At 64.9% G+C, this 25,293-nt stretch carries 25 protein-coding genes; 16 read left to right on the top strand and 9 right to left on the bottom strand.

Annotation, left to right across the window (positions count from 1 at the left end; genetic code table 11):
- The first annotated feature begins 9 nt into the window (after positions 1-9).
- The 3 genes from SE91_RS37320 to SE91_RS32950 all read left to right on the top strand — a co-directional run bounded on the left by SE91_RS37320 (position 10) and on the right by SE91_RS32950 (position 1,426).
- Complete coding sequence (locus tag SE91_RS37320; protein WP_197489551.1) at positions 10-180, top strand: hypothetical protein; 171 nt, start codon at positions 10-12, stop codon at positions 178-180.
- Positions 177-386, top strand: coding sequence for a hypothetical protein (locus SE91_RS32945; RefSeq protein ID WP_008541328.1), 210 nt, complete (start codon positions 177-179; stop codon positions 384-386). The genes SE91_RS37320 and SE91_RS32945 overlap by 4 nt, the downstream gene beginning before the upstream one ends.
- 104 nt (positions 387-490) lie before the next feature.
- Positions 491-1,426, top strand: coding sequence for an AEC family transporter (locus SE91_RS32950; protein ID WP_061850615.1), 936 nt, complete (start codon positions 491-493; stop codon positions 1,424-1,426).
- Positions 1,427-1,432: 6 nt separating this feature from the next.
- Here SE91_RS32950 and SE91_RS32955 read toward each other — a convergent pair whose 3' ends face one another.
- Positions 1,433-1,720: a hypothetical protein gene (locus SE91_RS32955; RefSeq protein ID WP_061850616.1), complete on the bottom strand. Its 288-nt coding sequence runs from the start codon at positions 1,718-1,720 to the stop codon at positions 1,433-1,435.
- 197 nt (positions 1,721-1,917) lie between these two features.
- Between SE91_RS32955 and SE91_RS32960 the strand changes: the two genes are divergently transcribed.
- From SE91_RS32960 to SE91_RS32975, 4 genes are all read left to right on the top strand, one after another.
- Positions 1,918-2,238 (top strand): helix-turn-helix domain-containing protein, encoded by a 321-nt coding sequence (locus SE91_RS32960; protein ID WP_008541320.1) that lies wholly within the window; start codon positions 1,918-1,920, stop codon positions 2,236-2,238.
- 224 nt (positions 2,239-2,462) lie between these two features.
- Positions 2,463-3,188 (top strand): outer membrane protein, encoded by a 726-nt coding sequence (locus SE91_RS32965; protein WP_061851441.1) that lies wholly within the window; start codon positions 2,463-2,465, stop codon positions 3,186-3,188.
- Between the two features lie 163 nt (positions 3,189-3,351).
- Positions 3,352-5,493 carry a methyl-accepting chemotaxis protein gene (locus SE91_RS32970; RefSeq protein ID WP_061850617.1) on the top strand — a complete coding sequence of 714 codons (2,142 nt, stop codon included), beginning with the start codon at positions 3,352-3,354 and terminating at the stop codon, positions 5,491-5,493.
- A gap of 163 nt (positions 5,494-5,656) precedes the next feature.
- Positions 5,657-6,718 (top strand): MBL fold metallo-hydrolase, encoded by a 1,062-nt coding sequence (locus SE91_RS32975; protein WP_061850618.1) that lies wholly within the window; start codon positions 5,657-5,659, stop codon positions 6,716-6,718.
- A 40-nt stretch (positions 6,719-6,758) separates the two neighbouring features.
- Here the strand turns inward: SE91_RS32975 and aroQ are convergent, their stop codons facing one another.
- Entirely contained in the window at positions 6,759-7,190 is a 432-nt protein-coding gene (gene aroQ, locus SE91_RS32980) for a type II 3-dehydroquinate dehydratase (RefSeq protein ID WP_060737261.1), read from the bottom strand.
- Positions 7,191-7,495: 305 nt separating this feature from the next.
- Here aroQ and hemA point away from each other — a divergent pair, with 305 nt between their 5' ends.
- Positions 7,496-8,725, top strand: a complete 1,230-nt coding sequence (gene hemA, locus SE91_RS32985; protein ID WP_061850619.1) for a 5-aminolevulinate synthase — start codon at positions 7,496-7,498, stop codon at positions 8,723-8,725.
- A 181-nt stretch (positions 8,726-8,906) separates the two neighbouring features.
- Positions 8,907-12,416: a PAS domain-containing hybrid sensor histidine kinase/response regulator gene (locus SE91_RS32990; protein WP_061850620.1), complete on the top strand. Its 3,510-nt coding sequence runs from the start codon at positions 8,907-8,909 to the stop codon at positions 12,414-12,416.
- Positions 12,417-12,427: 11 nt separating this feature from the next.
- On the opposite strand, the gene SE91_RS32995 is transcribed toward SE91_RS32990, so the two are convergent.
- The 4 genes from SE91_RS32995 to SE91_RS33010 all read right to left on the bottom strand — a co-directional run bounded on the left by SE91_RS32995 (position 12,428) and on the right by SE91_RS33010 (position 15,380).
- Positions 12,428-13,249, bottom strand: coding sequence for an SDR family NAD(P)-dependent oxidoreductase (locus SE91_RS32995; RefSeq protein ID WP_061850621.1), 822 nt, complete (start codon positions 13,247-13,249; stop codon positions 12,428-12,430).
- Between the two features lie 10 nt (positions 13,250-13,259).
- Positions 13,260-13,823, bottom strand: a complete 564-nt coding sequence (locus SE91_RS33000; RefSeq protein ID WP_008541297.1) for a cytochrome P460 family protein — start codon at positions 13,821-13,823, stop codon at positions 13,260-13,262.
- Positions 13,824-13,895: 72 nt separating this feature from the next.
- Positions 13,896-14,924 (bottom strand): alpha/beta fold hydrolase, encoded by a 1,029-nt coding sequence (locus SE91_RS33005; RefSeq protein WP_061850622.1) that lies wholly within the window; start codon positions 14,922-14,924, stop codon positions 13,896-13,898.
- A 36-nt stretch (positions 14,925-14,960) separates the two neighbouring features.
- Positions 14,961-15,380, bottom strand: coding sequence for an organic hydroperoxide resistance protein (locus tag SE91_RS33010; RefSeq protein ID WP_061850623.1), 420 nt, complete (start codon positions 15,378-15,380; stop codon positions 14,961-14,963).
- Between the two features lie 198 nt (positions 15,381-15,578).
- Here SE91_RS33010 and SE91_RS33015 point away from each other — a divergent pair, with 198 nt between their 5' ends.
- Complete coding sequence (locus SE91_RS33015) at positions 15,579-18,419, top strand: ATP-binding protein (protein ID WP_061850624.1); 2,841 nt, start codon at positions 15,579-15,581, stop codon at positions 18,417-18,419.
- A gap of 6 nt (positions 18,420-18,425) precedes the next feature.
- Here SE91_RS33015 and SE91_RS33020 read toward each other — a convergent pair whose 3' ends face one another.
- Positions 18,426-19,097: a response regulator transcription factor gene (locus SE91_RS33020; protein WP_008541291.1), complete on the bottom strand. Its 672-nt coding sequence runs from the start codon at positions 19,095-19,097 to the stop codon at positions 18,426-18,428.
- A 346-nt stretch (positions 19,098-19,443) separates the two neighbouring features.
- Between SE91_RS33020 and SE91_RS33025 the strand changes: the two genes are divergently transcribed.
- The gene (locus SE91_RS33025) at positions 19,444-21,069 is read left to right on the top strand and encodes an MFS transporter (RefSeq protein ID WP_193409752.1); all 1,626 of its coding nucleotides are present in this window, start codon (positions 19,444-19,446) and stop codon (positions 21,067-21,069) included.
- Positions 21,070-21,136: 67 nt separating this feature from the next.
- Here SE91_RS33025 and SE91_RS33030 read toward each other — a convergent pair whose 3' ends face one another.
- A complete protein-coding gene (locus tag SE91_RS33030) occupies positions 21,137-21,610 on the bottom strand; it encodes a secondary thiamine-phosphate synthase enzyme YjbQ (RefSeq protein WP_061850625.1) in 474 nt (157 codons plus the stop codon).
- Positions 21,611-21,766: 156 nt separating this feature from the next.
- Complete coding sequence (locus SE91_RS33035) at positions 21,767-22,288, bottom strand: hypothetical protein (RefSeq protein ID WP_060737268.1); 522 nt, start codon at positions 22,286-22,288, stop codon at positions 21,767-21,769.
- 356 nt (positions 22,289-22,644) lie between these two features.
- Between SE91_RS33035 and SE91_RS33040 the strand changes: the two genes are divergently transcribed.
- The 5 genes from SE91_RS33040 to SE91_RS33060 all read left to right on the top strand — a co-directional run bounded on the left by SE91_RS33040 (position 22,645) and on the right by SE91_RS33060 (position 25,262).
- Positions 22,645-23,019 carry an AtpZ/AtpI family protein gene (locus SE91_RS33040; protein WP_008541282.1) on the top strand — a complete coding sequence of 125 codons (375 nt, stop codon included), beginning with the start codon at positions 22,645-22,647 and terminating at the stop codon, positions 23,017-23,019.
- Between the two features lie 98 nt (positions 23,020-23,117).
- Positions 23,118-23,867, top strand: coding sequence for a F0F1 ATP synthase subunit A (locus SE91_RS33045; RefSeq protein WP_061850626.1), 750 nt, complete (start codon positions 23,118-23,120; stop codon positions 23,865-23,867).
- Between the two features lie 52 nt (positions 23,868-23,919).
- Positions 23,920-24,150: a F0F1 ATP synthase subunit C gene (locus tag SE91_RS33050; RefSeq protein WP_008541273.1), complete on the top strand. Its 231-nt coding sequence runs from the start codon at positions 23,920-23,922 to the stop codon at positions 24,148-24,150.
- A 60-nt stretch (positions 24,151-24,210) separates the two neighbouring features.
- Positions 24,211-24,771: a F0F1 ATP synthase subunit B gene (locus SE91_RS33055; protein WP_061850627.1), complete on the top strand. Its 561-nt coding sequence runs from the start codon at positions 24,211-24,213 to the stop codon at positions 24,769-24,771.
- 5 nt (positions 24,772-24,776) lie between these two features.
- Positions 24,777-25,262: a F0F1 ATP synthase subunit B family protein gene (locus SE91_RS33060; protein ID WP_060737270.1), complete on the top strand. Its 486-nt coding sequence runs from the start codon at positions 24,777-24,779 to the stop codon at positions 25,260-25,262.
- Positions 25,263-25,293: the final 31 nt, after the last annotated feature.

Consider the following 25,293-nt stretch of genomic DNA (forward strand, 5'->3'; position numbering starts at 1 on the left):
GGAGCCGACATGGGCCAGGTTATTCAGTTTGTCTCGAAGTCCGAGCGCGAGCGCATTCGTCTCATCCAGGAGGCACGCGCGATCTATGACAGCATCTTCCCGTCGGCTGATTCTGCAGGAAGCCCGCAGCAGAAGGCGATCGGTAGCGCGGCCGGCGGCGACGTAGGAAATCTGGCGTGATCAAGATCATCGCCGTGCTGTGCAGTCTCTCGGCTCCGGGAAATTGTCACGAGCAGATCGTCACCACGTCGGATTTCGCCGACGTTTCGCTGCAATCGTGCCTGATGGGCGCGCCCCAGCTTGCCGAATGGATGAACCAGCATCCGGCCGAGCGTTTGGCGGGGTGGCGCTGCGTGATCGGGCAGCAGGCCCGCAGGGGCATCTGAGGTCCGAGGTCTGCCGACCGGAACGGCACGATCGCGTTGAACGTGACGGCGGCACTTCTCCAAGCTAGAATTGCATTCAGCTGCTTGGCGGAGGGGAAAGCCGGATGGAGGTCGCCAGCCTCGTTCTTCCCGTGTTCGCGATCATCGTCACCGGCTGGCTCGCCGGCGAGCTCGGATACCTTTCCCGCTCGCTTGCCGATGCGCTCGTTCACTTTGCCTACAACGTGGCGATGCCGGCGCTGCTGATCGTCACCATCGCCCAGGAGCCGGCACGTAATCTGCTGGAATGGCGCTTCCTGCTCGCATTCGGCGGCGGTTCGCTGATCTGCTTCGTGCTGGTCTTCCTGGCAGTCCGCGCCGGCGGAAAGCGTGATCTTGCCAGCAGCACGATCCATGGCATGGCGGCGGCGATGACCAACACCGGCTTCGTCGCGCTGCCGATCCTGCACGCGATCTACGGTCAGCCCGCCGTGTTGCCCGCCGCAGTGGCGACGGTGTTCGTGGCCGCCGTGATGTTTCCGATCACGGTGATCCTGCTGGAGTGGGACGCGCGCGGTCCCGCGCATTCGGCGGGCTTGGCGAAGCAGATCTTGCTCAATCCGATGGTGCTGTCGACGCTCGTCGGTCTGGTATGGGCGATCACCGACTTGCCGATTCCAGCGCCGGTCGCCGTCTATCTGAATATGATCGCCGCTGCGCTCACGCCCTGCGCGCTATTCGCCATCGGACTTGGTCTGTCGGTCGACGGCCTGCGATCCAGCCTGAAGGCCTCGTTTACGCTCGCGGCGGTGAAGCTGGTGGTCATGCCGCTGATCGTCTACGGGCTCTGTGTGGTTCTGAGCCTCGCGCCTCTCTACACGGTCGCCGCCGTCGTCTGCGCGGCCGTGCCGACGGCAAAAACCGTGTATGTCCTCGCGCACGAGCACAAGGTCGAGGAGAGACTGGTTGCAGCGACCGTCTCGATCACGACGATGCTGTCGGTCGCGACGTTGTTGATCGCGCTCTATCTGCTCTCGGGGTCGGCGAGCGGTGGACGCTGACGCTCTCTACCTCGTGGTATTGCTCCAGGTGGGAACAGAGTTGGTCACGCCGACCGAGGGCCAATTGTAGGTGCCGATCGACGGCGCCGTGACGGTGCCGGCCGTCTGTCCGGACGATCCATAGGACGCGCGCGGCTGCGCGGCCGGCGCTCCGGCACCGCTATAGGTCGGCGCCACCACACCCGTGCTGTAAGATCGGCTCGTCGACCTGACCTTCTTCGCTTCAGCCGCGAAAGGCGCGGCAAGAACTCCGGTCGCGACGAGCGCGGCGATGGCGAGTTTGATGGTTTTCATGGCAGATCCTTTCGCCCGGTTCGCACCCCGATATGCCAAGTGTTCATTCGTCGGGATAATTTCCATGGGCCTCCATTCATAACTCCGTGCGCGGACGAAGGTGCCGGAACGAAGGGCGCGCGAGCACGCCGCCTTCGGATGGACCCGAATCAGCGCTAGTGCATTGCGCTCAGTGACTTCCCTGGACCCCAAGCAGCATGACCGGCGCCGAACTGAAGCAACTCCGCAACGACCTCTCCGACGCGCTCGATCGCAAGCTTACCGCAGCCGACATGGCCAAGCTGTGCGGATTGCCCGAGAAGGGCGGCGCCGACACCATCCGGCGCTGGGAGGTGAGCGGCCCGACGCCAGCCGCGACCAAGGTGCTGCGCGTGCTCGCAATGGCGAGCGAGCGCTATCCGATCCTCGAGAAGTTCGACATCTTCGATCGTCACGACGTACGCGAGCAAGATCGCCCGGCGAAGCGCGCCGCCTTTCGCGCGCAGATGCGTGATGAGGCGCTGCGGCGTCTTGGTTAACAAGAGCGGCGCGCAAGTTACCCGAGATGGGTGAGGTTAAGCCTTTCTTCACCACTTCTTAAGCAGCTATTAAGCACGAAAAGCATTTGCAGCCCAACAAGTTAGGTTGAGTGCCGCTGTGCCACGGATGTGACAGCATTTTCGTCAAAAGCGGGCTATCTGCAAAACCAACGCGGCGCGGGAAGCGCGCCTGCCGGGGACATTGAGTGCTGGAGTTCAAGACGATGAAGAAGATTCTGTTTGCGACCGTTGCGCTGCTCGTGGTGGGCGCGGCAGCGCCCGCCGTTGGCGCCGATCTCGGAAACCGCAACTATTACAAGACGCCCGCGCCGGCCTATGCCGCGCCGATCTACAACTGGACCGGCTTCTATCTCGGCGCCCATCTCGGCGGCGCATTCTCCAGCGACAACAATTTCAGCGGCCTGTCGACGGGCAACAACGGCAATGGCCGTTTCCTCGGCGGCGTGCAGGTGGGCGCGGACTGGCAGGTCAATCCGAACTTCGTGGTCGGCGTCGAAGGCCAGTACTCTTGGCTGTCCGGCAGCGTCGGCGCGGTGTTCCCGGGCGGCGTGGCCTATATCAACGACCAGCGCGGCCTCGGCTCGATCACCGGCCGCGTCGGCTACACCTGGGGTCCGGGCCTCGTCTACGTGAAGGGCGGTTATGCCTATTCGGACAACAATGAGAAGGTGACGGTGGGCGGCGTGCCGACCGGCTTCATCATCGATGGCGATCACCGCAACGGCTACACCGTCGGCGCCGGTCTCGAATACATGTTCGCCCCGAACTGGTCGGCCAAGGCCGAGTACCAGTACTACAATTTCGGCGACGCGCGCTTCGTCGCGGGCCCGCTGGCCGGTACCGGCAACTTCACCACCGACGACCACACCGTCAAGGCGGGCGTCAACTACCGCTTCAACTGGGCCAGCCCGGCGGTTGCGCGCTACTGAGCGGTTACCAAGTTCTTTCTGCGAAACAGGGCCGGCGATCTCGCCGGCCCTTCTTTTTTCGCTCTGCGGAACGAACCCAAGCGTTTGCGCCAATTGCGATTTTTTAACCGGCACCGCCGATACTGCCGCCCACAAAGATAAGATAGAGCTGGGGGAATTTTCGATGGCGATCCGTTTGGGTTTGGGCCGTTTTCGGCCGCGCTTCAAAATGCCGACTTGGGGCGTGCGCGGGAGCTTGTTCGCGGCCTTCGCGGTGATCGCCGGCATGGGCCTCGTGATCTCGGCCGGCGCCGGCCTGGTGCTGCAGAATCTCAACGGACGCATGACCGAACTGAGCGGGCGGGACATTCCGCGCCTGGCAGCCAGCCTGCAATTGTCGGCCCTGAGCGCGAGCCTTGCGGCCCAGGGCCCTGCCCTGCTCGCAGCTCAGAGCGAGGATGCCCTGAACGAGCGCACCAAGAAGCTCAGGGAATTGCAGGAGCAGACGCAGCAGAAGCTCAACGAGATCATCGAGCTCGGCGGCGACAAGGCGATCGTCTCCGGGCTCAGCGAGACCATGAAGAGCATCAACGAGGCGGCCCAGAGCCTGGCCAAGGCGGCCCGCGAACGGCTGGATATCGCCGCTCTCCATGACAAGCAGTATGACGCACTGCGCAGCGCGCAGGGCGCGTTCGTCGGCGCCGCCAGTCCGGCGATGCTGGACGCGCAGACCCGGGTCAACGCCATTCTCGGCTCGGCCGACATGTCCGCCGCAGACGCCACCGACGCCGCACAATCAGTCGGCCAGCTCGGCAACGTCGTCGCCAGCGGCAATCTTGCGGCTGCCAATATGAGCGCGGCGCTGTCGGCGAACACGAGCGACAAGCTCGACGACATTCAGAAGGAATTCAAGACGGCGCAAGGGCGCCTGCGGTCCAACCTCGATCTGTTGCCGGACAACCAGGGCAACAAGATGCTGCGCGAGACGGCGGAAAAGCTGCTCGCGCTCGGCACCGGCAAGACCGGCGTGTTCAACCTGCGTGAGAAGGAGCTCGACTCCGTCGACTACGGCCAGACCATCCTGGACGAGACCCGCAAGCTCAACGTCGGTCTCGGCATCAGCGTGCAGCAGCTCGTCGACGGCGTGCAGAAGGAGACCAACGCCTCGACCGCCCAGGCAGGGCAGCAGATCTCGCTCGCGACGACGGTGATGCTGGCGATGGGCGCCCTGATGCTGGCCGGCTCGGCCCTGTTCGTCTGGCTCTATGTCGGCCGCAACATCCTGCGCCGCATCAGCGGTCTTCAGCGCGCCATGCAGCTGCTGTCGGCCGGCGATCTCGACACCGAGATCGCGCGCTCCAAGCACAATGACGAGATCGGCGCGATGAATGACACGCTGACCGTATTCCGCGACAGCATGATCGAGGCCCGGGCGCTCGCCGGCGAGCAGGACAAGGACCGCGTCGCCAAGGCCGAGCGTGCCGCGCGGATGGAGGCGAAGATCGCCGAGTTCGAAAGCACGGTCCGCTCCGCGCTCGACAACCTGGCGCAATCGGCCAATTCGATGCAGTCGACCGCGCAAAGCATGTCGACCACCGCCGACCAGTCCAACGCGCTGGTGAACGCGGTCGCCTCCGCCGCGGAGGAGACCTCGGTCAACGTGCAGACGGTGTCGGCCGGCACCGAGCAATTGTCGTCCTCGATCACCGAGATCAGCCGCCAGGTGGTCACTTCGGCGGAGATCGCCAAGAAGGCGGTCGACGAGGCCGGTGCCACCGATACGACGGTGCAGAGTCTGGCCGACAGCGCGAGCCGCATCAGCGTCGTCGTCGATCTGATCCAGACCATCGCCTCGCAGACCAATCTGCTCGCGCTCAACGCAACCATCGAGGCGGCGCGCGCGGGCGAGGCCGGCCGTGGCTTCGCGGTGGTCGCCTCCGAGGTGAAGAGCCTCGCGAGCCAGACCGCCAAGGCGACGGAGGAGATCCGCACCCAGATCGCCAGCATGCAGGAGATCACGACCACGGCGGTCGGCGCCATCCAGGGCATCGGCCGGATCATCGGCGAGATCAACGACGTCACCACGACGATCGCAGCCGCCGTCGAGGAGCAAGGCGCCGCCACCCGCGAGATCGCCCGCAACATCCAGCATGCCGCCGGCGGCACCAGCGAAGTCTCCAGCAACATCGTCGGCGTCTCCACCGCGTCCGCCGAGGCCGGCGCCGCCGCCTCCGAGGTGCTGGGCGCGTCCGACGCATTGCGCCGCGAGGCCGACCTGCTGCGCGGGGAAATCGACGCGTTCCTCAACAACATGCGGGCAGCCTGATCGTCAGCCGGGGTTTGCGCTGATGCGCGCCCCGGAATGACTGCGTTTTCGACCAGCTTCAAACCGAGACGCGGAAAATTCCTGCCGGTATGACGGCCATGCGACCGCCGGCAGGCATCCTTTTCGGCTGGCGCGCCGCGCGCGGCGGGTTTAAGCCGGTAGCATGAACGCGAAAACCGATACCGCACAGTCCTCGGCCGAGGCCTTGCGCTACCCCTGGGACCAGCATCCCGGCCCTGAACAGGTGGTCGAGGTGCGGCCCGGCGTGCTGTGGGCCCGGCTGAAGCTGCCGTTCCGCCTCAACCACGTGAACATCTACCTGCTCGCCGATGGCGACGGCTATGCGATGATCGATGCCGGCTTCGGCAACGAAGAGACGATCGAGGCCTGGACGAAGCTGTTCGACGGGCCGCTGAAGGGCGTCAACATCACGCGCCTGATCGTCACGCATTCGCACCCAGACCATGTCGGGCTCGCGGGCTGGATCGTCGAACGGTTCAATTGCCCGCTGGTGATGTCGCAGGTCGAATATCTGCAATCGGTCTATCACCAGAACCGCGGCACCGAAGAGCGGCGCGAGGCGCAGCGGCTGTTCTTCCGCCGTCATGGCATGGACGAGTCGCTCACCGAAAAGCTGCTCGGCCGTGGCCAGGATTATCTCAAGCGCGTCTCGGTGCTGCCCCCGTCCTACCGACGGATCTCCCATGGCAACGACGTCGTGATCGGCTCGCGCCGCTTCAAGGTGATCACCGGCGGCGGCCACGCGCTCGACCAGGTGATGCTGTATTGTGCCGACGACAAGCTGTTCCTCTCCGCCGACCAGGTACTGAGCAAGATTTCGCCGAATGTCAGCGTCTGGGCGGTCGAGCCCGACCAGAACTCGCTGGGCGAATATCTGGCCTCGCTCGCCAGCCTCACCACGACGCTTCCCTACGACGTGCTGGTGCTGCCCGGCCATGGCGTGCCGTTCTATGGGCTCAAGACCCGCATCAAGCAACTCGCCGATCATCACGAGGAGCGTTGCCGCCTGATCGCGGAGGCCTGCCGCGAGGTGCCGCAGACCTCGCGCGCCCTCGTGCCCGTCGTGTTCAACAAGCACGTGCTGGACGAGCACCAGATGGGCTTCGCCGCGGGCGAGCTCGTCGCCCATGTCAACTACATGATCGTCGAGGGCCGGCTGACGGCGGAGACGCAAGACGGCGTGCTGCAGTTTCGGACAACGTGATTTTTCGCCTCTCCCCGCAAGCGAGGTGAGGGAGCGGATCTCATTTCATATTCGCAATCGCGTGCAGCGCCGCAATGTAGCCGAACGGTCCCAGCCCGCAGATCACGCCGGTCGCTACGAACGAGATCTTCGAGTGGCGGTGATATTCGTCGCGGGCGTGGATGTTGGAGATGTGGACTTCCAGCACCGGGCCTTCGAACGTCTTGATCGCGTCCATGATCGCCACCGAGGTGAAGGAAAAGCCTGCCGGATTGATGATGATCGCGTCGGCATCCTGCCGCGCCGACTGAATCAGATCGACCAGCGCGCCCTCATGGTTGGACTGGTGGAAGGCGAGCGCGAGCCCGAGCTTCGCGGCGACTTCCTCGCAGCTCGCATTGATCTGCGCCAGCGTCGTGGTGCCGTAGATGTGCGGCTCGCGGATGCCGAGCATGTTGAGATTGGGACCGTTCAGGATCATCACGCGTTGCATCGGAGCTTCCTTTCACATGTCGGCTTTCATCTGGGCCGCGTCGGTGCGACCGGCGCCGCGATCATGGACGACAGCCGCGCCATGGACAAAATGTCCATGCCAGCCCCTGCCCCCCCGGGGAAACTCCGGTCCCCCGCAGGCCGTGCTAGGCGCTTGATGCAAATCAACAATCGCCGTCGGCCCGGCGTTATCAATTGGCACGCCCGCCTCGACCCAAATGTGCGCAGGCGCATAGACATCGGAGCTGGAAAAGCTCTAAAAAATGAACGGCCGCCTCAGGCCAGGTTCCGCTGCAGGTTTTGCCGATGGATTACAACCAGTTCTTCAATTCCGCCCTCGATCGTCTCCACAACGAGCGGCGCTACCGTGTGTTCGCCGATCTCGAGCGCACGGCCGGCCGGTTCCCGCATGCGGTCTGGCATTCGCCCAAGGGCCGGCGCGACGTCGTGATCTGGTGCTCCAACGATTATCTCGGCATGGGCCAGCACCCGAAGGTGGTCGGCGCCATGGTCGAGACCGCAACGCGAGTCGGCACCGGCGCCGGCGGCACCCGCAACATCGCCGGCACGCATCATCCGCTGGTCCAGCTCGAGGCCGAGCTCGCCGACCTTCACGGCAAGGAAGCCGCGCTGCTGTTCACCTCGGGCTACGTCTCGAACCAGACCGGCATCGCCACCATCGCAAAACTCATTCCGAACTGCCTGATCCTGTCGGACGAGCTCAACCACAATTCGATGATCGAGGGCATCCGCCAGTCCGGCTGCGAGCGGGTCGTGTTCCGCCACAACGATCTTGCCGATCTCGAAGACAAGCTGAAGGCTGCGGGTGCGAACCGGCCCAAGCTGATCGCCTGCGAGAGCCTTTACTCGATGGACGGCGACGTCGCGCCGCTGGCGAATATCTGCGATCTTGCCGAGAAATATGGCGCGATGACCTATGTCGACGAGGTTCACGCCGTCGGCATGTACGGCCCGCGCGGCGGCGGCATCGCCGAGCGTGACGGCGTCATGCATCGCATCGACATCCTCGAGGGAACGCTGGCCAAGGCGTTCGGCTGCCTCGGCGGCTACATCGCCGGCAACGGTCAGATCATCGACGCCGTGCGCTCCTATGCGCCGGGCTTCATCTTCACCACCGCGCTGCCGCCGGCGATCTGCTCGGCCGCGACCGCTGCGATCAAGCATCTGAAGACCTCGAACTGGGAACGTGAGCGCCACCAGGACCGCGCCGCCCGGGTCAAGGCGATCCTCAATGCGGCCGGCCTGCCGGTGATGTCGAGCGACACCCATATCGTGCCGTTGTTCGTCGGCGACCCCGAAAAGTGCAAGCAGGCTTCCGACCTGCTGCTCGAGGAGCACGGCATCTACATCCAGCCGATCAACTATCCGACCGTCGCCAAGGGCACCGAGCGGCTGCGCATCACGCCCTCGCCGTATCACGATGACGGTCTGATCGATCAGCTCGCCGAGGCCCTGCTGCAAGTCTGGGATCGTCTCGGCCTGCCGCTGCGCCAGAAGTCGCTGGCGGCGGAGTAGGACTTCCCCGCATCGGTCGTCCTGGCGAAAGCCAGGACAACACCCGGACTTCCCACCCTTAACGACAACCCCAGTTCCTCCGCCAGCACGGTATTTCGCTGTCGCCTCCACCCGCCCAACGCGCTAGATTTGCAGCGAAAATGGGATCGGGCGCGCGCGCCCAGGGAGACACACGCTCGCCATGCTGCACGATTGGGGCGTGATCGCCGCCGCCTTCGGCTACATCGGCTTTCTGTTCCTAGTGGCGAGCCACGGCGACCGCCGCTCGCTGGCCGGGCCCGGCCGCGCGTCCGGGCTGATCTACCCGCTGTCGCTGGCGATCTACTGCACCTCCTGGACCTTCTTCGGCTCGGTGGGCTTCGCCACCCGCACCTCGACCGACTTTCTGGCGATCTATGTCGGCCCGATCCTGATGATCGGGCTCGGGGCCGGCGTGCTCCGGCGCGTGATCCAGCTGGCGAAGGCCCACAACATCACCTCGATCGCCGATTTCATCGGCGCACGCTACGGCAAGAGCCAGGCGGTGGCGGCCACCGTGGCGCTGATCGCCATCATCGGCTCGGTGCCCTACATCGCGCTCCAGCTCAAGGCGGTGGCCTCCTCGCTCGGAACGATCCTGAGCGAAGACCAGGCCTTCTCCCACATCCCAATCCTCGGCGACATGGCGCTGATGGTGACGCTGGCAATGGCGGCCTTCGCGGTGCTGTTCGGCACCCGCCAGACCGACGCCACCGAGCACCAGCACGGCCTGATGCTGGCGATCGCGACCGAATCCATCATCAAGCTGGTCGCCTTCCTCGCCGCCGGCATCTTCGTCACCTTCTGGATGTTCTCGCCGCAGGAATTGATCGAGCGCGCGATGAAGACGCCGGAGGCGGTGCGCGCCATCAACTACTCGCCGTCGATTGGCAACTTCCTCACCATGACGCTGCTGTCGCTGTGCGCGATCATGCTGCTGCCGCGCCAGTTCCATGTCAGCGTGGTGGAGAATTCGTCCGATGCGGAGGTCGGCCGCGCGCGCTGGCTGTTCCCGCTCTATCTCGTCGCCATCAATCTGTTCGTGATCCCGATCGCGCTGGCCGGTCTCGTCACCTTCCCGTTCGGCGCCGCCGATCCCGATATGTACGTGCTCGCCCTGCCGATCGAGTTCGGCGCGGACCTGCTCAGCGTCGTGGTCTTCGTGGGCGGGCTGTCAGCCGCGACCGCCATGGTGATCGTCGAATGCGTCGCGCTCTCCATCATGGTCTCGAACGACCTCGTGGTGCCCCTGGTGCTGCAACGGCGCCCGGAAGGTCGCACCGGCGGCGCCGATTTCAGCGATTTCCTGCTGCGCTCGCGGCGGCTTGCAATCTTCGCCATCATGGTGATGGCGTACTTCTACTACCGCGCCCTCGGCAACACCCAGCTCGCGGCCATCGGCCTGTTGTCCTTTGCCGCCATCGCCCAGCTCGCACCGAGCTTCTTCGGCGGACTGTTGTGGCGGCGCGCGACCGCGCGCGGCGCGATCGGCGGCATGCTGGTCGGCTTCCTGGTGTGGCTCTACACGCTGTTCTTGCCGAGCTTCATGGACGCCTCGACGTCAGGCATTCTGTGGCTCCAGCACGGCCCGTTCGGGATCGAGGCGCTGCGGCCGCAGGCGCTGTTCGGCGCCGACCTGCCGCCGCTGATGCACGGCGTCATCTGGTCGCTGTCTCTCAACGTCCTCACTTATGTGCTGCTCTCGCTGGCCCGCCGGCCGTCTTCCATCGAGCTCGTACAGGCAGATCTGTTCGTGCCCAACACACTCGCGCCGATCACGCCGAGCTTCCGCCGCTGGCGCACCACCGTCACCGTGCAGGACATCCAGACCACGGTGGCGCAATATCTCGGGCCCGACCGCGCGCGGCATTCGTTCGAGGCGTTCTCGGCGCGGCGCAATGTCCGGCTCGAGCCGGGGGCGCCTGCGGATTTCGAGCTGTTGCAGCACGCCGAGCACCTGATCGCCTCCTCGATCGGCGCGGCCTCCTCGCGGCTCGTGATGTCGCTGCTGCTGCGCAAGCGGACGGTCTCGGCGAAGGCCGCACTGAAGCTGCTCGACGATTCCCATGCAGCGCTGCACTTCAACCGCGAGATCCTCCAGACCGCGCTCAACCACGTGCGCCAGGGCATCGCGGTGTTCGATGCCGACCTGCAGCTTATCTGCTCCAATCGGCAGTTCGGCGACCTCCTCAACGTTCCCCCGCATTTCGTCCAGTTCGGCACGCCGCTTCGCGAAATCCTGGAATTCATCGGCGTCGCCGACCCGGACGACCCGGTCGAGCGCGAATCCATGCTGGAGCGGCGACTTGTCGCCTATACCACCGACAACGAGCCTTATCTCGAACGCCTGCCGGATCGCCACATGGTGATCGAGGTGCTCACCAACCACATGCCCGGCGGCGGCTTCGTCATCACCTTCACGGACGTCACGCCGACATTCGAGGCCGCGGAAGCGCTGGAGCGTGCCAACGCGACTCTGGAAAAGCGCGTCCGCGACCGCACCGAGGAGCTGACGCGGCTGAATTCGGAGCTGGCGCAGGCCAAGAGCACGGCGGAGGATGCCAGCATCTCCAAGACGCGCTTCCTCGCCGCCGCCAGTCACGACATTCTGCAGCCGTTGAACGCGGCGCGGCTCTACGTCACCAGCCTCGTCGAGCGCCAGCACAATGGCGAGGAGACGCGGCTGGCCGAGAACATCGACGAGTCGCTGCAGGCAATCGAGGAGATCCTGGGCGCGCTGCTAGACATCTCCAGGCTCGACGCCGGCGCGATGACGACCTCGATCACGAGCTTCAAGATGGCCGATCTGATGCGCTCGCTGGAGATCGAGTTCGCGCCGATTGCGCGCGCCAAGGGCCTGGAGCTCACCTTCGTGCCCTGCTCGCTCCCGGTCGAATCGGACCGGCTGCTGCTGCGGCGCCTGCTCCAGAACCTCATCTCCAACGCGATCAAATACACCCCGCGCGGGCGGGTGCTGGTCGGTTGCCGCCGCCAGGGTTCGTCGCTGAAGATCTCCGTCTACGACACCGGCGTCGGTATCCCGCCGGTCAAGCGCGGCGAGATCTTCAAGGAATTCCATCGCCTCGAGCAGGGCGCGCGAATCGCGCGTGGCCTCGGCCTCGGACTCTCGATCGTCGAGCGGCTGGCGCGGGTGCTCAAGCATGGCATCGCGATCGACGGCAACAGAAGCGGCGGCTCGGTGTTCTCCGTGACGGTGCCGACGGCGAAGGCGGTCACCCACACCGCGGCCGTGACCAGCGCGACGCCCTTGGCGCGCACGCCGATCTCGGGGGCGCTGATCGTCTGCATCGAGAATGATGCGGCGATCCTCGACGGCATGCGCACGCTGTTGAAGGCCTGGGATGCCGAGGTGATCGCCGTCGCCGATCCCGAAGGCGCGATCGCCGCGATCGAAGCAGCCGGCCGTCGCGTCACCGGCCTCCTCGTCGACTATCACCTCGACCGCGGTAACGGCATCGCCGCGATCCGCGAGATCCGCCGCCGCTTCGGCGACGCCATTCCCGCGATCCTGATCACCGCCGACCGCAGCCCCGCCGTGCAGATTGCCGCGCGCGACGAGAAGGTCGCCGTGCTCAACAAGCCGGTGAAGCCGGCCTCGCTCCGCGCCCTGCTCGGCCAATGGCGCACGCAGCAGATGGTGGCGGCGGAGTGAGGGCGCGGAGATCAGTAGTCGGTCGAGACGCTGAGCGGTCGCCACGTCTCGAGGTCTTCGAGACGAAGCCGATCCGCCGCGGCGATGGCGTTCACGGCATCGCTGCCGAGCGCGATCCGCAAAGGCGGGCGATCCATGTCCGCAAGCTTCAACACGACGGCCGCGGCCTTGGCGGGGTCGCCGGGCTGGCGGCCATCGTAATCGCGCTGCATCCTGATCGCAGCACCGACCACGGCATCGTACTCCGGGCGTCCTTCGTCCGCTGCGTGCGCGGCCTGGGCAAAGCCGGTGCGGAAACCGCCGGGCTCGACGATCGTCACGTGCACGCCGATCAACGCCATTTCGCGCGCTAGCGATTCCGAAAAGCCCTCGATTCCCCATTTCGCGGCTGAATAAGCCGCACGTGCCGGGGCACCGATCCGGCCGCCGACGGACGAGACCTGCACGATATGCCCGCTGCGCTGCCGACGCAGCGCCGGGATCGCCGCCTTGGTGACGATGATGGTGCCGATCAAATTCGCCTCGATCTGCCGCCGGAACGAGTCCAGGCTGGTGTCCTCGACCGACCCGAGATCGCCGTAACCGGCATTGTTTACGACGACATCGACGCCGCCGAACGTCTCTACGGCGAGACCGACCGCTGCATGCGCTGCCGCCTCGTCGGTCACGTCGAGTGTTGCCAGTCGAAGCCTTTCACCGAAACGCCCAAGCAACGGTTCGAGCGGCTTTAGGTCCCGCGCCGACGCGAGCACGCGATTCCCCGCCCCGAGTGCGGCTTCCACGATGGAGCGGCCAAGTCCACGCGAGGCGCCGCTGACGAACCATGTCTTCATGACGGTCGCCTCAAGGCGCGAGCCGCGTGAAGACGTAATCGCGTGCCTTGGCCCGCGCTTCATGGCACGCGAAGCAGGTGCGGTGCTGGGCCTCGTCCACCGGCTTGCCGTTGATGAAGCGGCCGAAGCCCCAGCCGCCTGTCGCGGCATATTTCTTGGAATCCTTCACCATCACCTGGACGGTGGTGGCGGCACCGGGAATCGTCGCGGACGCGAACTCCGGCGACTGTTTCCGCTTCCAGGCACGCTTGACCAGGATGGTGCCATCAGGGAACGGAAGCTTGCCGGCTTGATACGCATCGATCGCAGTCTGGTTGCCGATCACGGCGCGAAGCTCGTCGAGCGGCGCCGCCTCTTCGGCCGGCGCGATCAGCTCCCACTGCTTGTAGCCGGGAGGAATCGTGACGCCGAAGATCGGCGAGGCATCGGCGGCGCTCTTTTCCCCCGGGCCCTCCGCAGACGCGATCGTGACGAGATACGGCACACAGGTCAGGAGCACGACGATCAGGATCGCGGCGAGCACGATCAGCGTGGCGTAAGGAGATTTCTTTGTCTCGGGTTCGGCGGGTGTCATGACGTCTCATCAAGCTGGTTACAACGGGCGATCCTCGGTCCAGCCTGGCTGGACCGAGGTGCTGACAGATGCTCAGGCGCCATCGGCGTCGATGACGGCCTTGGCGAAGGCTTCCGGTGCTTCCTGCGGCAGATTGTGGCCGATGCCGCCGGTGATCAGGCGGAATTCGTAGCGGCCCGAGAACTTCTTGGCATAGGCGCTCGGATCGGGATGCGGGGCGCCGTTGGCGTCGCCCTCCATCGTGATCGTCGGCACGTCGATGACGGGAGCCGCCGCGAGCTTCTTTTCGAGATGGTCGTATTTCGCCTCGCCCTGCACGAGCCCCAGGCGCCAGCGATAATTGTGGATCGTGATCGCGACATGGTCCTTGTTGTCGAGCGCCGCGGCGCTTCGATTGAAGGTGGCGTCGTCGAACTTCCACTGCGGCGACGCCAGCTTCCAGATCAGCTTTGCGAATTCATGCGTGTACTTCTCGTATCCGGCGCGGCCGCGCTCGGTGGCGAAGTAGAACTGATACCACCATTGCAGCTCGGGCGACGGCGGCAGCGGCGCGTTGCCCGCGGCCTGGCTGGAGATCAGATAGCCGCTGACCGACACCAATGCCCGGCAGCGATCCGGCCATAGCGCAGCGATGATGTCGGCCGTGCGCGCGCCCCAGTCGAAGCCGGCGACGACGGCCTTCTTGATGTCGAGCTTGTCCATAAGCGCGATGATGTCGGCGGCCATCGCAGCAGGCTCGCCGTTGCGCGGCGTCTCGCCGGAGAGGAAATGCGTGCTGCCATAACCGCGCAGGTACGGGATGATCACGCGATAGCCGGCCTTTGCCAGGATCGGCGCGACGTCGACGAAGGCGTGGATGTCGTAGGGCCAGCCATGCAGCAGGATCGCCACCGGACCGTTCGAGGGACCCGCCTCGGCATATCCGACATTGAGGACACCGGCATCGATCTGCTTGATCGCGCCAAACGACGCATTCGATGCGGAAGATCGCGGCGCCCCCGTCTCGGCGCGGGCGAGGTCGATCACGCCGAGCCCCATGGCAACGGTTCCGGCGGCGACACCAAAGAAATTGCGACGGTGCTGGTCGATGATTTGGTTCATGGTGCTGGTCCTTGTTTGATGGTGGTGAGGGGTGCGTCAGATCAGCGCGACCGTGACGTCGATGTTGCCGCGGACGGCCTTGGAGTAGGGACAGGTTTGATGCGCGTCATCGATGATTCCGCGCGCGATCTCGGGGTCGAGACCCGGGAGACTGACATTGAGGCGCGCTCTCAGCGAATAAGCGCCGTCGTCGAGCACGAGATCGATCTCCGCATCGATCGCGGTCTTCCTGGGAAGGTCGATCTTCCGATTGCGCGCCGCCTTCTCCATCGCACCTTCGAAACACGCCGACCAGCCCGCTGCGAATAATTGCTCGGGATTGGTGCCGATGCCTGCGCCGCCCGGCGGCGATAATTTGACGTCCAGGCGACCATCGGAGCTGCGCGATGTGCCGTCGTGCCGACCGCCGCTGGTGTGCGTCCTGCCCGTGTAGACCAGTTTTGCCGCTTGCGTCATGAGGCTGTCCTTTCCGTTGCGTAACTGACTAGCAGCGGCTGCTCCAGGACACCCGTTTGGAGTTGTGAGAAGTTGTGAGGTCTCAGCTCGCGCGGCTCATAAGGCCTGCATCCACGGTCTGATGCCGATGCGGAGCCACGACTTGCCTGATCGCACCCGTCTGGCTATCGAGACCCCCGAAAGGATCAGGATTTCGTGATGACTGAGCCGGCCCGGCCTGCGACGGGAACCCTATCGTTCGGGCCATTCAATGTGACGCCGCATGAAAGGCTGATCACGCGCGATGGCGTCGCGCTACCGCTCGGCGCGAAAGCCTTCGATATTCTGATCGCGCTGATGTCGCGGCCGAACCAGGTCGTCAGCAAATGGGATCTGATGGCACTGGTGTGGCCGGGCCTGACCGTCGAAGAAGCCAGCCTCCGCTTTCACATCGCAGCCCTTCGCAAGGCGCTCGGCGACGGCAAGGACGGCGCACGCTACATCACCACGCTGTCCGGTCGCGGCTATTGCTTCGTGGCGCCGATCTCGCAGGCGGCCAGCCGGACAGAGCGGAGCCCGGCGCCACAGCTCGACCTGCCGCCCGTGAAGCTGCCGAACCGGCTGCAACGGATGGTCGGGCGCGACGATGCGATCGCGGCGATCTCCGACAAGCTCATCGCCTCGCGCTTCGTCGCGATTGTCGGCCCCGGCGGCGTCGGCAAGACTGCCGTCGCGGTCGCGATTGCACACGACCTGCTCGGAACCTTCGACGACGCCGCGCACTTCGTCGATCTCGCCGCGCTCAGCGATCCCGATCTCGTGATCACCTCGATTCTGTTGATGCTGGGCTTGCCGGCGCAGACCGATGATCCCCTGCCCGCGCTGCTCGCGCATGTCAGCGACAAGAAGATGCTGCTGATCCTCGACAATTGCGAGCACGTCATCGCCACTGTGGCGCCGCTGGCTGCGGCGATCTTCCACGCCGCGCCGCATGTCCATATCCTGGCGACGAGCCGCGAAGCGCTGCGGGTCGAGGGCGAGCAGGTCTATCGACTGGCGCCGCTCGCCGTTCCGCCTGATGAGTCCGGACTGACTGTCGCTGCGGCGCGAACCTATCCCGCACTTCAACTCTTCCTCGAACGCGCCAGGGCGAGCGGCGCGCAGATCGCGCTCGACGATGCCAACACCGCAATCATCGCGAGAATCTGCCGCAAGCTCGACGGCATGGCCCTGGCGATCGAGCTCGCCGCCGGCCGGGTCGAAGCCTATGGCCTGCAGCAGACGGCGACGCTGCTCGACGAGCGGCTCAATCTGCTCTGGCAGGGACAACGCACCGCGCCGCCGCGACAGAAGACACTGCAGGCGACGCTGGACTGGAGCTACGGGCTTCTGTCCGACACCGAGCGCCAGGTGCTACGACGGCTTGCGGTGTTCGCCGGTCACTTCACCATCGACGCCGCGCTCGAAGTCGTGCCGGACGATCGCGTCGACCGCTCCCATTTGTTCGACGCCATCGACAGCCTCGTCGCCAAGTCCATGGTCGCGCCGCGGCCGATCGGCGCCATGATGCGCTACCGGCTGCTCGACACCACGCGCGCTTATTTGCTCGAGATCGCGCCTGATGACGCGGCGCTCGCCGCCCGTCACGCCAACTATTACCGGCAATGGTTGGAGCAGGCCGGCTCGACATGGGCGACGGTGCCGAGCGCCGACGAGCGAGCGGTGCACTTCTCCGCCCTTCACAACGTGCGCGCCGCGCTGGACTGGTGCTTCGGCACGGGCGGCGACATCAAGATCGGCATCGCGCTCGCCGCCGCAGCGGCACCGATCTTCCTCGCGATGTCGCTGTTGATCGAATGCCGGCGCTGGTCGGAACGGGCGCTGCGTGCGATCGGCCCCACCTCGCAGGGGAGTGCCGAGGAGATGCACATCCAGGCGGCCCTCGGCCTCACTTTGATGTTCACGCGCGGCGGCAGCGAAGCGGCACGCGCCGCCCTGAGCCGGAGCCTTGCGATCGCCGAGGCGCGTGGCGACGCACCGAACCAGCTCCAGCTGCTCGGCCGCATGCACATCTTCCACGAGCGGATGGGCGAGTTCGACGCCGCGCTCGGTTATGCCCAGCAGAGCCTCATCGTCGCCGAGGCCCTCGGCGACGCGGCCTCGGCTGCGCTCGCCCATTCGCTTCTGGGCGTCTCGTTGCACCTGGCCGGCGAGCATCGCGACGCGCTGACGATGCTGGAGGCCGCCTGGCATGGACCCGGCACCGAACGCATCAGCACGGTCTACGGCTTCGATCATCGCAACCGGGCCGGCATCTCGCTCGCGCGAGAGTATTGGCTGCAGGGCCGGCCGGCAGATGCGCGGCAGCTGGCGCGGCAGACGGTCGCTGAGGCCGCGCAGATGGATCATCCGATCACGCTTTGCATCGCGCTGATCTGGGCGGTGTCGATCGATCTCTGGGACGGTGACCTCGACGGAGCTGAAGAGAGCATCGACCGATTCATCGCGCTTGCCGAGGCGCGCTCGATGGGCCCGTACCTTGCAGTCGGCCGAGGCGTCAAAGGCGAGCTGGCAATCCGGCGGGGAGAGGCCGCTGATGGCGTCGAGACGATCAAGTCCTGCCTGCGCGAGCTCCACGATTCCGGTTACGAGCTGCTCACCACGACGTTCAACATCGCGATGGTGCAGGGCTTGCTGGCACTCGGACAGACCGAGCAGAGCGCACGCCTGATCGACGATGCGATCCGTCTCGTCGAGAGAAGCGGCGATCATCTCTACATGCCCGAGCTGCTGCGGATGAAGGGCAGAGTCCTGTTGTTGCTGCCAGAGCCCGGGGCCGATCAGGCCGAAGCCCGTTTCATGCAGTCACTGGATTTGAGCCGTCGCCAAGGCGCAAAAGCCTGGGAGATGCGGGCTGCAATCGATCTCGCCGCGCTATTTGCCGAACGCGGGCAGCGCGAAGAAGCGAAGCGATTGCTGCGATCAGCGCTCGAAGGTCTTAGCGAGAACGCCGAAACGGCGGATATCCGGGCCGCCAACGCGCGTCTGATGACGTTGTAGCGCCTCTCACCCCGTCGGCGTACCCTGCTTCCACTGGCCGCCGGCGATTTTCGCGGCGGCGATCACGGCCTGGGTGCGGCTCTCGACGCCGAGCTTTTGCAGGATGGCGGAGACGTGGGCCTTGATGGTGGCCTCGGAGACGCCGAGCTCGTAGGCGATCTGCTTGTTGAGCAGGCCCTCCGACAGCATCATCAGGACGCGGACCTGTTGCGGCGTCAGCGTCACCAGGCGGTCGCGCAGGCGCGTCATGTCGGGGTCGGCTGCGGCCGACAGATCGGTGTCCGCGGGAACCCAGACGTCGCCTTCCATCACCTTGAGGATGGCGTCGCGCAGGGTCTCGACGCCAAAGCGCTTCGGGATGAAGCCGGAGGCACCAAAATCGAGCGAGCGGCGGATCGTCGCGATGTCGTCGGACGCCGAGACGATTACGACCGGAATCGCCGGATATTGCGCCCGCAGATAGATCAGGCCGGAAAAGCCGGAGATCCCGGGCATCGAGAGGTCGAGCAGGACCAGATCGACGTCGGGGGTCTGTTCCAACAGCTTGGTCAGATCCTCGAACGATCCGGCCTCGTCGATTCTGGCCGAGGTCAGGACGCCAGCCACCGCCTGCCGCAGCGCGTCGCGAAACAGGGGATGGTCATCGGCGATGACGAGATGGGTGGAAGGAGCGTTCATCGTTCTCTTGCTGTCGTTCACGCCGGGCCGGCGAACAGACCGGCAGACCTCAATTCTTCCCCGACCGGCCGTGGCATGCAAGTGCACATTATCCCTTTGCTGCAAAGGGGTTAATCCCCGGCGTCACGGATTGTGCGCCGGGCCCTTAACTTCCGGAGTGCCGGTGCGCGTCCGTGCGCAAGGCCGAAAGTCGTATTGGGGCGGGTTTCACGGCGATGTTACCTTATCGCCAAGACCTGGGTTGATCCGGCACGTCCGGACGTCTGGGGCGCGAGGGAAACGCATTTTTTTTGGGGAGCGACTCAACATGTCGACAGTGGCCGTATCTCAGACGAGCGCGGGAGGGATGACGAAGGATGAACGGTTCGTCATTCTCGCCTCCTCGCTCGGTACCGTGTTCGAGTGGTACGATTTCTATCTCTACGGCTCGCTGGCCGGCATCATCGGCGCACAGTTTTTCTCGGCCTATCCGCCGGCAACCCGCGACATCTTCGCGCTGCTGGCGTTTGCCGCGGGCTTCCTGGTGCGTCCGTTCGGCGCGATCGTGTTCGGCCGCGTCGGCGACATCGTCGGCCGCAAATACACCTTCCTCGTCACCATCCTCATCATGGGCCTGTCGACCTTCATCGTCGGCCTGCTGCCCAACGCGGCAACCATCGGCATCGCGGCCCCGATCATCCTGATCGTGCTCCGTCTGGCCCAGGGTCTGGCGCTCGGCGGCGAATATGGCGGTGCGGCGACCTACGTCGCGGAGCATGCGCCGAACGGCAAGCGCGGCTTCTACACCTCCTTCATCCAGACCACGGCAACCCTCGGCCTGTTCCTGTCGCTGCTGGTGATCCTGTTCACCCGCACCGCGCTCGGTGAGGCCGACTTCGCAGCGTGGGGCTGGCGCATTCCGTTCCTGGTCTCGGTGCTGCTGCTCGGCATCTCGGTCTGGATCCGGCTCCGCCTCAACGAATCGCCGATCTTCCAGAAGATGAAGGAAGAGGGGAAGGGTTCGAAGGCGCCGCTGACGGAGGCCTTCGGCAACTGGCAGAACGGCAAGCTCGTGCTGCTCGCCCTGCTCGGCGGCGTGATGGGCCAAGGCGTGGTCTGGTACACCGGCCAGTTCTACGCGCTGTTCTTCCTGCAATCGATCCTGAAGGTCGACGGCTATACCGCCAACCTCCTGATTGCATGGTCGCTGCTGCTCGGCACGGGCTTCTTCATCGTGTTCGGCATGCTCTCCGACAAGATCGGCCGCAAGCCGATCATCCTCGGCGGCTGTCTGATCGCGGCCCTCACCTTCTTCCCGATCTTCAAGATGATCACCACCAACGCCAACCCGGCGTTGGAGAAGGCCATCGAGACGGTCAAGGTCGACGTGGTGGCCGACCCCGCGGGCTGCGGCGATCTGTTCAACCCGGTCGGCACCCGCGTCTTCACCTCGCCTTGCGACACCGCACGTGCCTACCTGTCCCAGTCGTCGGTCAAATATTCGACCACGCCTGGCCCGGCTGGCTCCGGCGTAAAGGTGATGGTCAATGGCAAGGAAGTGCCCTACGCCAACGCCAAGGACAGCAACCCGGCCGTCCTCGCGGCGGTGCAGGCAGCTGGCTACCCGAAGGCAGGTGACACCGGCATCGTGAAGATGTCGCATCCGTTCGACGTCTTCCGTCCGCAGGTGGCGGCGATCATCGGACTGCTGTTCGTCCTGGTGCTGTTCGTCACCATGGTATACGGCCCGATCGCCGCGATGCTGGTCGAACTGTTCCCGACCCGCATCCGCTACACCTCGATGTCGCTGCCCTACCACATCGGCAACGGCTGGTTCGGTGGCCTCCTGCCGGCGACCGCCTTCGCCATCGTGGCCTCGACCGGCGATATCTATGCCGGCCTCTGGTACCCGATCATCTTCGCCTCGATCACCGTCGTGATCGGCGCGCTGTTCCTGCCGGAAACCAAGGACGTCGACATCAAGGCGAACTGATCGACGACACCGATCCCAAACCGATACGAACCGGCCGCGGTCTCCGCGGCCGGTTTTATTTATGGGGTCACCGATTGCTGCCGATGAATTGCAGCACGATCTCGCGACGGTGCGGACGAGCACGATGCTCGATCAGATAGATCGCCTGCCAGGTCCCCAGCGCGAGCTTGCCGTTCAGGACCGGGACCTGAAGCGAAGTCTGCGTCAGCATCGTCTTGATATGCCCGGGCATGTCGTCGGGCCCCTCGGTATCGTGAGTCCAGGGCGCATTTTCGGGCGCGAGGCGGGACAACGCCGTGGTGAGATCGACGAGCACGGAAGGATCGGCGTTCTCCTGGATCGTCAGAGAGGCCGAGGTGTGGCGGATGAACAGCGTCAGCGCGCCGTCTCGGGCGTGGGCTTCATTGACGAACTTGGCTGCCTCGCTGGTGAGATCGGTGAAACCACGGCCAGGCGTCTGCACGGTGAGCAGCGACGATGTGACGGTGGTGGCTTGCACGGATGATGGTGCCGAGCGCGTGACGGATTTGCCTGATGTCATCAAAGGCCTCTCGTAGAGTCGTCCTGGAGAAAGCCAGGACCCATTACCCCAAACGCTCGTTGTGACGAGAGGTGGCAACGGACATCGCGAAACACAGTGCCGTCACGGCGTATGGGTTCTGGCTTTCCGCCAGGACGACATCGAGAGAGAGCTCTCTCATATCTTCCCCGACACGTCCTTCTGCACGCGGTTGGCCATGTCGATCAGCCGGCGCCAGGCCCGTTCCAGGAACGACATCGCGCGGTCGATATCCTGGTCGCTCGGCAACGGGATCTCGATCCTGCGCTCGCCCTCGGCGATCTTTGGCTCCGGCTTCTTGAGCGAATCGGATTTCGGCATCGGCTCGTCGATCTTGCCCGACACGCTCGGCCCGGCCGCAAGCTGGCCCCTCAGCTTCTCCACTTCGGCCTGAAGCCTGCCGATCTCGGCATCAAGTGCGGACCGCTCGTCAGGCACCGCATAGCAGGCCCAGCCGCCGCCGTTTCTGGTGCAGGTCGACACCGTGCCGGTGCGGGTGTCGAGCCGCAACACGCCCTCGGGGATCGGCGTCATGCTGTAACGGCCGTTTTCGCCGTCCGGCGCGGATTGCGCGGCGACGAAGCCGCCGCTGAGGACGATTACCCCGGCGAATGTCGCGGCCGCGAGCCATGATGTTGTGGATGACGTCACAGGTCTCATTGCGCTCTCCGTCGACGCGCAGGTGGCACTTTCCGCAATTCTACACCCCGCCGCGGTCATCAGTCGTCCAAAACGCATTATTCGAGATCAACGATGGCGAGCGTCCCTTTGATCCCGCGAGCGCGGCGAAATGGCGGCTGCATCCTCATGCAGACAGCTGGTGCTGCGGTGCGGCGTCACGCTGTGTGCAGCGCTGCTGTGCTCGTCAATAATGTCAAATAAATCAGCTACATACGGGAAAGCGACAAATCGTGACTTGGCTTGACTTGATTATAAGCCATCAGTATGGTCCGCGCGGCTTTTGAGGGTGGCGGGCGTAATTTCCATTCAGCCGCGGCGTTTCGGGTCTTCGTTGCATGACACAGGGCACGGGGCACGGCGAGAATGGAGATCGCGATAGATCGTCCGAGGAAGCTGCGCTTTCCGAACGGCTCGGAAGTCTTGATCAGAGGTTGTCCGAATTTCGCGACCGCCGGATCAAGACCGAGCAACCCACAGGTGACGGTGGAGACGGAGCGGCCAGAGCATCGGCGATGGCGCTTGGTTTCCGGCTATCCTCGGAGTTGATCGCCGGAGTCGCTGTCGGAGCGGGGATTGGCTGGGGGTTCGACCACTTGCTGTCGACGTCGCCTTTCGGATTTATCGCGTTCCTGCTGCTGGGCTTCGTCGCCGGCGTGGTGAATGTGGTGAGAACGGCAGGCGCGGGTTCGAACAGGCGCGGTGGTTCGTAATTGGCCTGGCCAGGTTAACTGTCGTGCCGCTCGCCGGCACAGCTGGCCGACCGATCTTGACCGGTCGGCTTGTTCAGCAGACGAGAGATGCCGCGCGGATGAAAATCGACCCGATCCACCAGTTCAACGTCGAACCGCTCTTCACGATCGGCCGTATCGGCGATCACACGATCGCCTTCACCAATGCCTCTCTCTACATGTTCGTCGCGGTAGGGATCATTGCGCTGCTCCTGCTCACCAGCGGCAGGCAGCTGGTTCCGGGGCGTCTGCAGTCGGTGGCCGAGCTCTCCTATGAGTTCGTGGCCAGCATGATCCGGAGCACGGCCGGGGCGGATGGCATGCGGTTCTTCCCGCTGATCTTCTCGCTGTTCATGTTCATCTGCGTCTCGAACCTCGTAGGCATCGTTCCCTACACGTTCACCGTGACGAGCCACCTCATCGTCACGGCGGCGCTCGCGCTGCTGGTGTTCTTCACGGTCCTGATCTACGGCCTCTACAAGAACGGCGTCAAGTTCCTGAAAGTATTCGTGCCCTCGGGCGTGCCGGGCTACATCCTGCCGCTGGTCATGGCTATCGAGGTGCTGTCGTTCTTCCTGCGACCGGTCTCGCACAGCGTTCGACTGTTCGCGAACATGCTGGCCGGCCACATTGCGCTGAAAGTGTTCGCCGGCTTCGTCGCCATGCTCGGTGCGTCTCTTGGCGTGGTCGGCTGGATCGGCGGCGTCATGCCGCTGGCGCTTGCCGTCGCGCTCACCGCGCTCGAACTGCTGGTCGCGTTCCTGCAAGCCTATGTGTTTGCGATCTTGACCTGTATCTACCTCAACGACGCCATTCACCCTGGACACTGAGTGATCCGGGTGCTTTTCACCCACAACCTGTCTTTCTTCGAAGGAGTCAAAAATGGATCCGCAAGCAGCTAAGTTTCTCGGCGCGGGCATCGCGTGCATCGGCATGGGCGGCGCCGGCATCGGCGTGGCCTTCATCTTCGGCAACTATCTGTCAGCAGCCATGCGCAACCCGGCAGCTGCCCAGGGCCAGTTCGGCAACCTGATTTTCGGCTTCGCCGTGACCGAAGCGCTCGGCATCTTCTCGCTGCTGATCGCTCTGCTGCTGCTGTTCGTCCCGCTCTGAACGCGTTCCGCGCCGCTTCCTCGTCGGAGGCGGCGCGTCTGACAGCAACAGGAGAACTCCATGGCTGAAAGTCATGGCGGCGCCAAGGCTACCGGCGCTCACACCGAGGCCGATGGCGGTCACCACGGCGGTGGCTTTCCGCCGTTCGAGAGCAGCACCTTTGCTTCGCAGCTGGTGTCGCTCGCGATCGCCTTCGTCGCGCTGTATCTGATCGTCTCCCGGTTCGCGCTGCCGCGTGTCGGCGGTGCAATCGAGGCGCGTCAGAACAAGATCGAGGGTGACCTCGCCGAAGCGCAGAAGCTGAAGGATCAATCCGAGGCGGCGCTGAAAGCCTATGAAGGCGAGCTCGCGTCGGCGCGCGCGCGTGCGCAGGCGATCGGCAACGAGTCCCGCGAGAAGGCGAATGCGCAGGCGGAAGCCGAACGCAAGGCGCTGGAAGAGCAACTCGCCGCCAAGCTCGCCGAGGCCGAGAAGACCATCGCCTCGACCCGCACGACCGCCATGAGCAACGTGCGCGGCATCGCGGCCGATGCGGCCGGCACCATCGTTCAGCAGCTCACGGGCGTCGTTCCGGATGCAGCGTCGGTCAATGCCGCCGTTGACGCGTCCTTGAAGGGTTAGTCGAGATGTTCTTCACACCTGAGTTTTGGGTCGCCGTCGCCTTCGTGATCCTGATGGTGATCTTCGGCTATGTCGGCGTGTTCAAGACGGCGATGTCGGCACTCGATCATCGTGCCGCTCGCATCAAGGCCGAGCTGGACGAGGCGGCGCGCCTCAAGCAGGAGGCAGCCAAGGTGCTGGCCGACTACAAGGTGCGTACCGCCAGCGCCGAGCGCGAGGCCGCCGACATCATCGCCAACGCCAACGCCGAAGCGGAGCGCATCGCAGCAGAGGCCAGGGCGAAGATGGAAGACTTCGTCGCCCGCCGGACCAAGACCGCGGAGAGCAAGATCGCGCTCGCCGAGGCCCAGGCGCTGGCCGATGTCCGTGCCGCCGCTGCGGAGGCTGCCGTCCAGGCCGCCTCGACGATCCTGTCGCAGTCGGTCAAGGGCCAGGTCGCCGACGACCTGCTCGCCAAGGGCATCAACGAAGTCAGGCAGAAGCTGAACTGAGGGTTCCCCCTTCATCAATCAAAAAAGCCGG

The sequence above is a fragment of the Bradyrhizobium sp. DOA1 genome (genome assembly GCF_001593325.1).
In the GTDB taxonomy this organism is placed as follows: Bacteria; Pseudomonadota; Alphaproteobacteria; order Rhizobiales; family Xanthobacteraceae; genus Bradyrhizobium.

What these genes read in the sequence shown, in the direction of transcription:
- SE91_RS37320 (WP_197489551.1), top strand. Translation starts at nt 10, where the DNA reads ATGGGCCAGGTTATTCAGTTTGTCTCGAAGTCCGAGCGCGAGCGCATT.
- SE91_RS32950 (WP_061850615.1), top strand. Translation starts at nt 491, where the DNA reads ATGGAGGTCGCCAGCCTCGTTCTTCCCGTGTTCGCGATCATCGTCACC.
- SE91_RS32955 (WP_061850616.1), bottom strand. Translation starts at nt 1,720, where the DNA reads ATGAAAACCATCAAACTCGCCATCGCCGCGCTCGTCGCGACCGGAGTT.
- SE91_RS32960 (WP_008541320.1), top strand. Translation starts at nt 1,918, where the DNA reads ATGACCGGCGCCGAACTGAAGCAACTCCGCAACGACCTCTCCGACGCG.
- SE91_RS32965 (WP_061851441.1), top strand. Translation starts at nt 2,463, where the DNA reads ATGAAGAAGATTCTGTTTGCGACCGTTGCGCTGCTCGTGGTGGGCGCG.
- SE91_RS32970 (WP_061850617.1), top strand. Translation starts at nt 3,352, where the DNA reads ATGGCGATCCGTTTGGGTTTGGGCCGTTTTCGGCCGCGCTTCAAAATG.
- SE91_RS32975 (WP_061850618.1), top strand. Translation starts at nt 5,657, where the DNA reads ATGAACGCGAAAACCGATACCGCACAGTCCTCGGCCGAGGCCTTGCGC.
- aroQ (WP_060737261.1), bottom strand. Translation starts at nt 7,190, where the DNA reads ATGCAACGCGTGATGATCCTGAACGGTCCCAATCTCAACATGCTCGGC.
- hemA (WP_061850619.1), top strand. Translation starts at nt 7,496, where the DNA reads ATGGATTACAACCAGTTCTTCAATTCCGCCCTCGATCGTCTCCACAAC.
- SE91_RS32990 (WP_061850620.1), top strand. Translation starts at nt 8,907, where the DNA reads ATGCTGCACGATTGGGGCGTGATCGCCGCCGCCTTCGGCTACATCGGC.
- SE91_RS32995 (WP_061850621.1), bottom strand. Translation starts at nt 13,249, where the DNA reads ATGAAGACATGGTTCGTCAGCGGCGCCTCGCGTGGACTTGGCCGCTCC.
- SE91_RS33000 (WP_008541297.1), bottom strand. Translation starts at nt 13,823, where the DNA reads ATGACACCCGCCGAACCCGAGACAAAGAAATCTCCTTACGCCACGCTG.
- SE91_RS33005 (WP_061850622.1), bottom strand. Translation starts at nt 14,924, where the DNA reads ATGAACCAAATCATCGACCAGCACCGTCGCAATTTCTTTGGTGTCGCC.
- SE91_RS33010 (WP_061850623.1), bottom strand. Translation starts at nt 15,380, where the DNA reads ATGACGCAAGCGGCAAAACTGGTCTACACGGGCAGGACGCACACCAGC.
- SE91_RS33015 (WP_061850624.1), top strand. Translation starts at nt 15,579, where the DNA reads ATGACTGAGCCGGCCCGGCCTGCGACGGGAACCCTATCGTTCGGGCCA.
- SE91_RS33020 (WP_008541291.1), bottom strand. Translation starts at nt 19,097, where the DNA reads ATGAACGCTCCTTCCACCCATCTCGTCATCGCCGATGACCATCCCCTG.
- SE91_RS33025 (WP_193409752.1), top strand. Translation starts at nt 19,444, where the DNA reads ATGACGAAGGATGAACGGTTCGTCATTCTCGCCTCCTCGCTCGGTACC.
- SE91_RS33030 (WP_061850625.1), bottom strand. Translation starts at nt 21,610, where the DNA reads ATGACATCAGGCAAATCCGTCACGCGCTCGGCACCATCATCCGTGCAA.
- SE91_RS33035 (WP_060737268.1), bottom strand. Translation starts at nt 22,288, where the DNA reads ATGAGACCTGTGACGTCATCCACAACATCATGGCTCGCGGCCGCGACA.
- SE91_RS33040 (WP_008541282.1), top strand. Translation starts at nt 22,645, where the DNA reads ATGACACAGGGCACGGGGCACGGCGAGAATGGAGATCGCGATAGATCG.
- SE91_RS33045 (WP_061850626.1), top strand. Translation starts at nt 23,118, where the DNA reads ATGAAAATCGACCCGATCCACCAGTTCAACGTCGAACCGCTCTTCACG.
- SE91_RS33050 (WP_008541273.1), top strand. Translation starts at nt 23,920, where the DNA reads ATGGATCCGCAAGCAGCTAAGTTTCTCGGCGCGGGCATCGCGTGCATC.
- SE91_RS33055 (WP_061850627.1), top strand. Translation starts at nt 24,211, where the DNA reads ATGGCTGAAAGTCATGGCGGCGCCAAGGCTACCGGCGCTCACACCGAG.
- SE91_RS33060 (WP_060737270.1), top strand. Translation starts at nt 24,777, where the DNA reads ATGTTCTTCACACCTGAGTTTTGGGTCGCCGTCGCCTTCGTGATCCTG.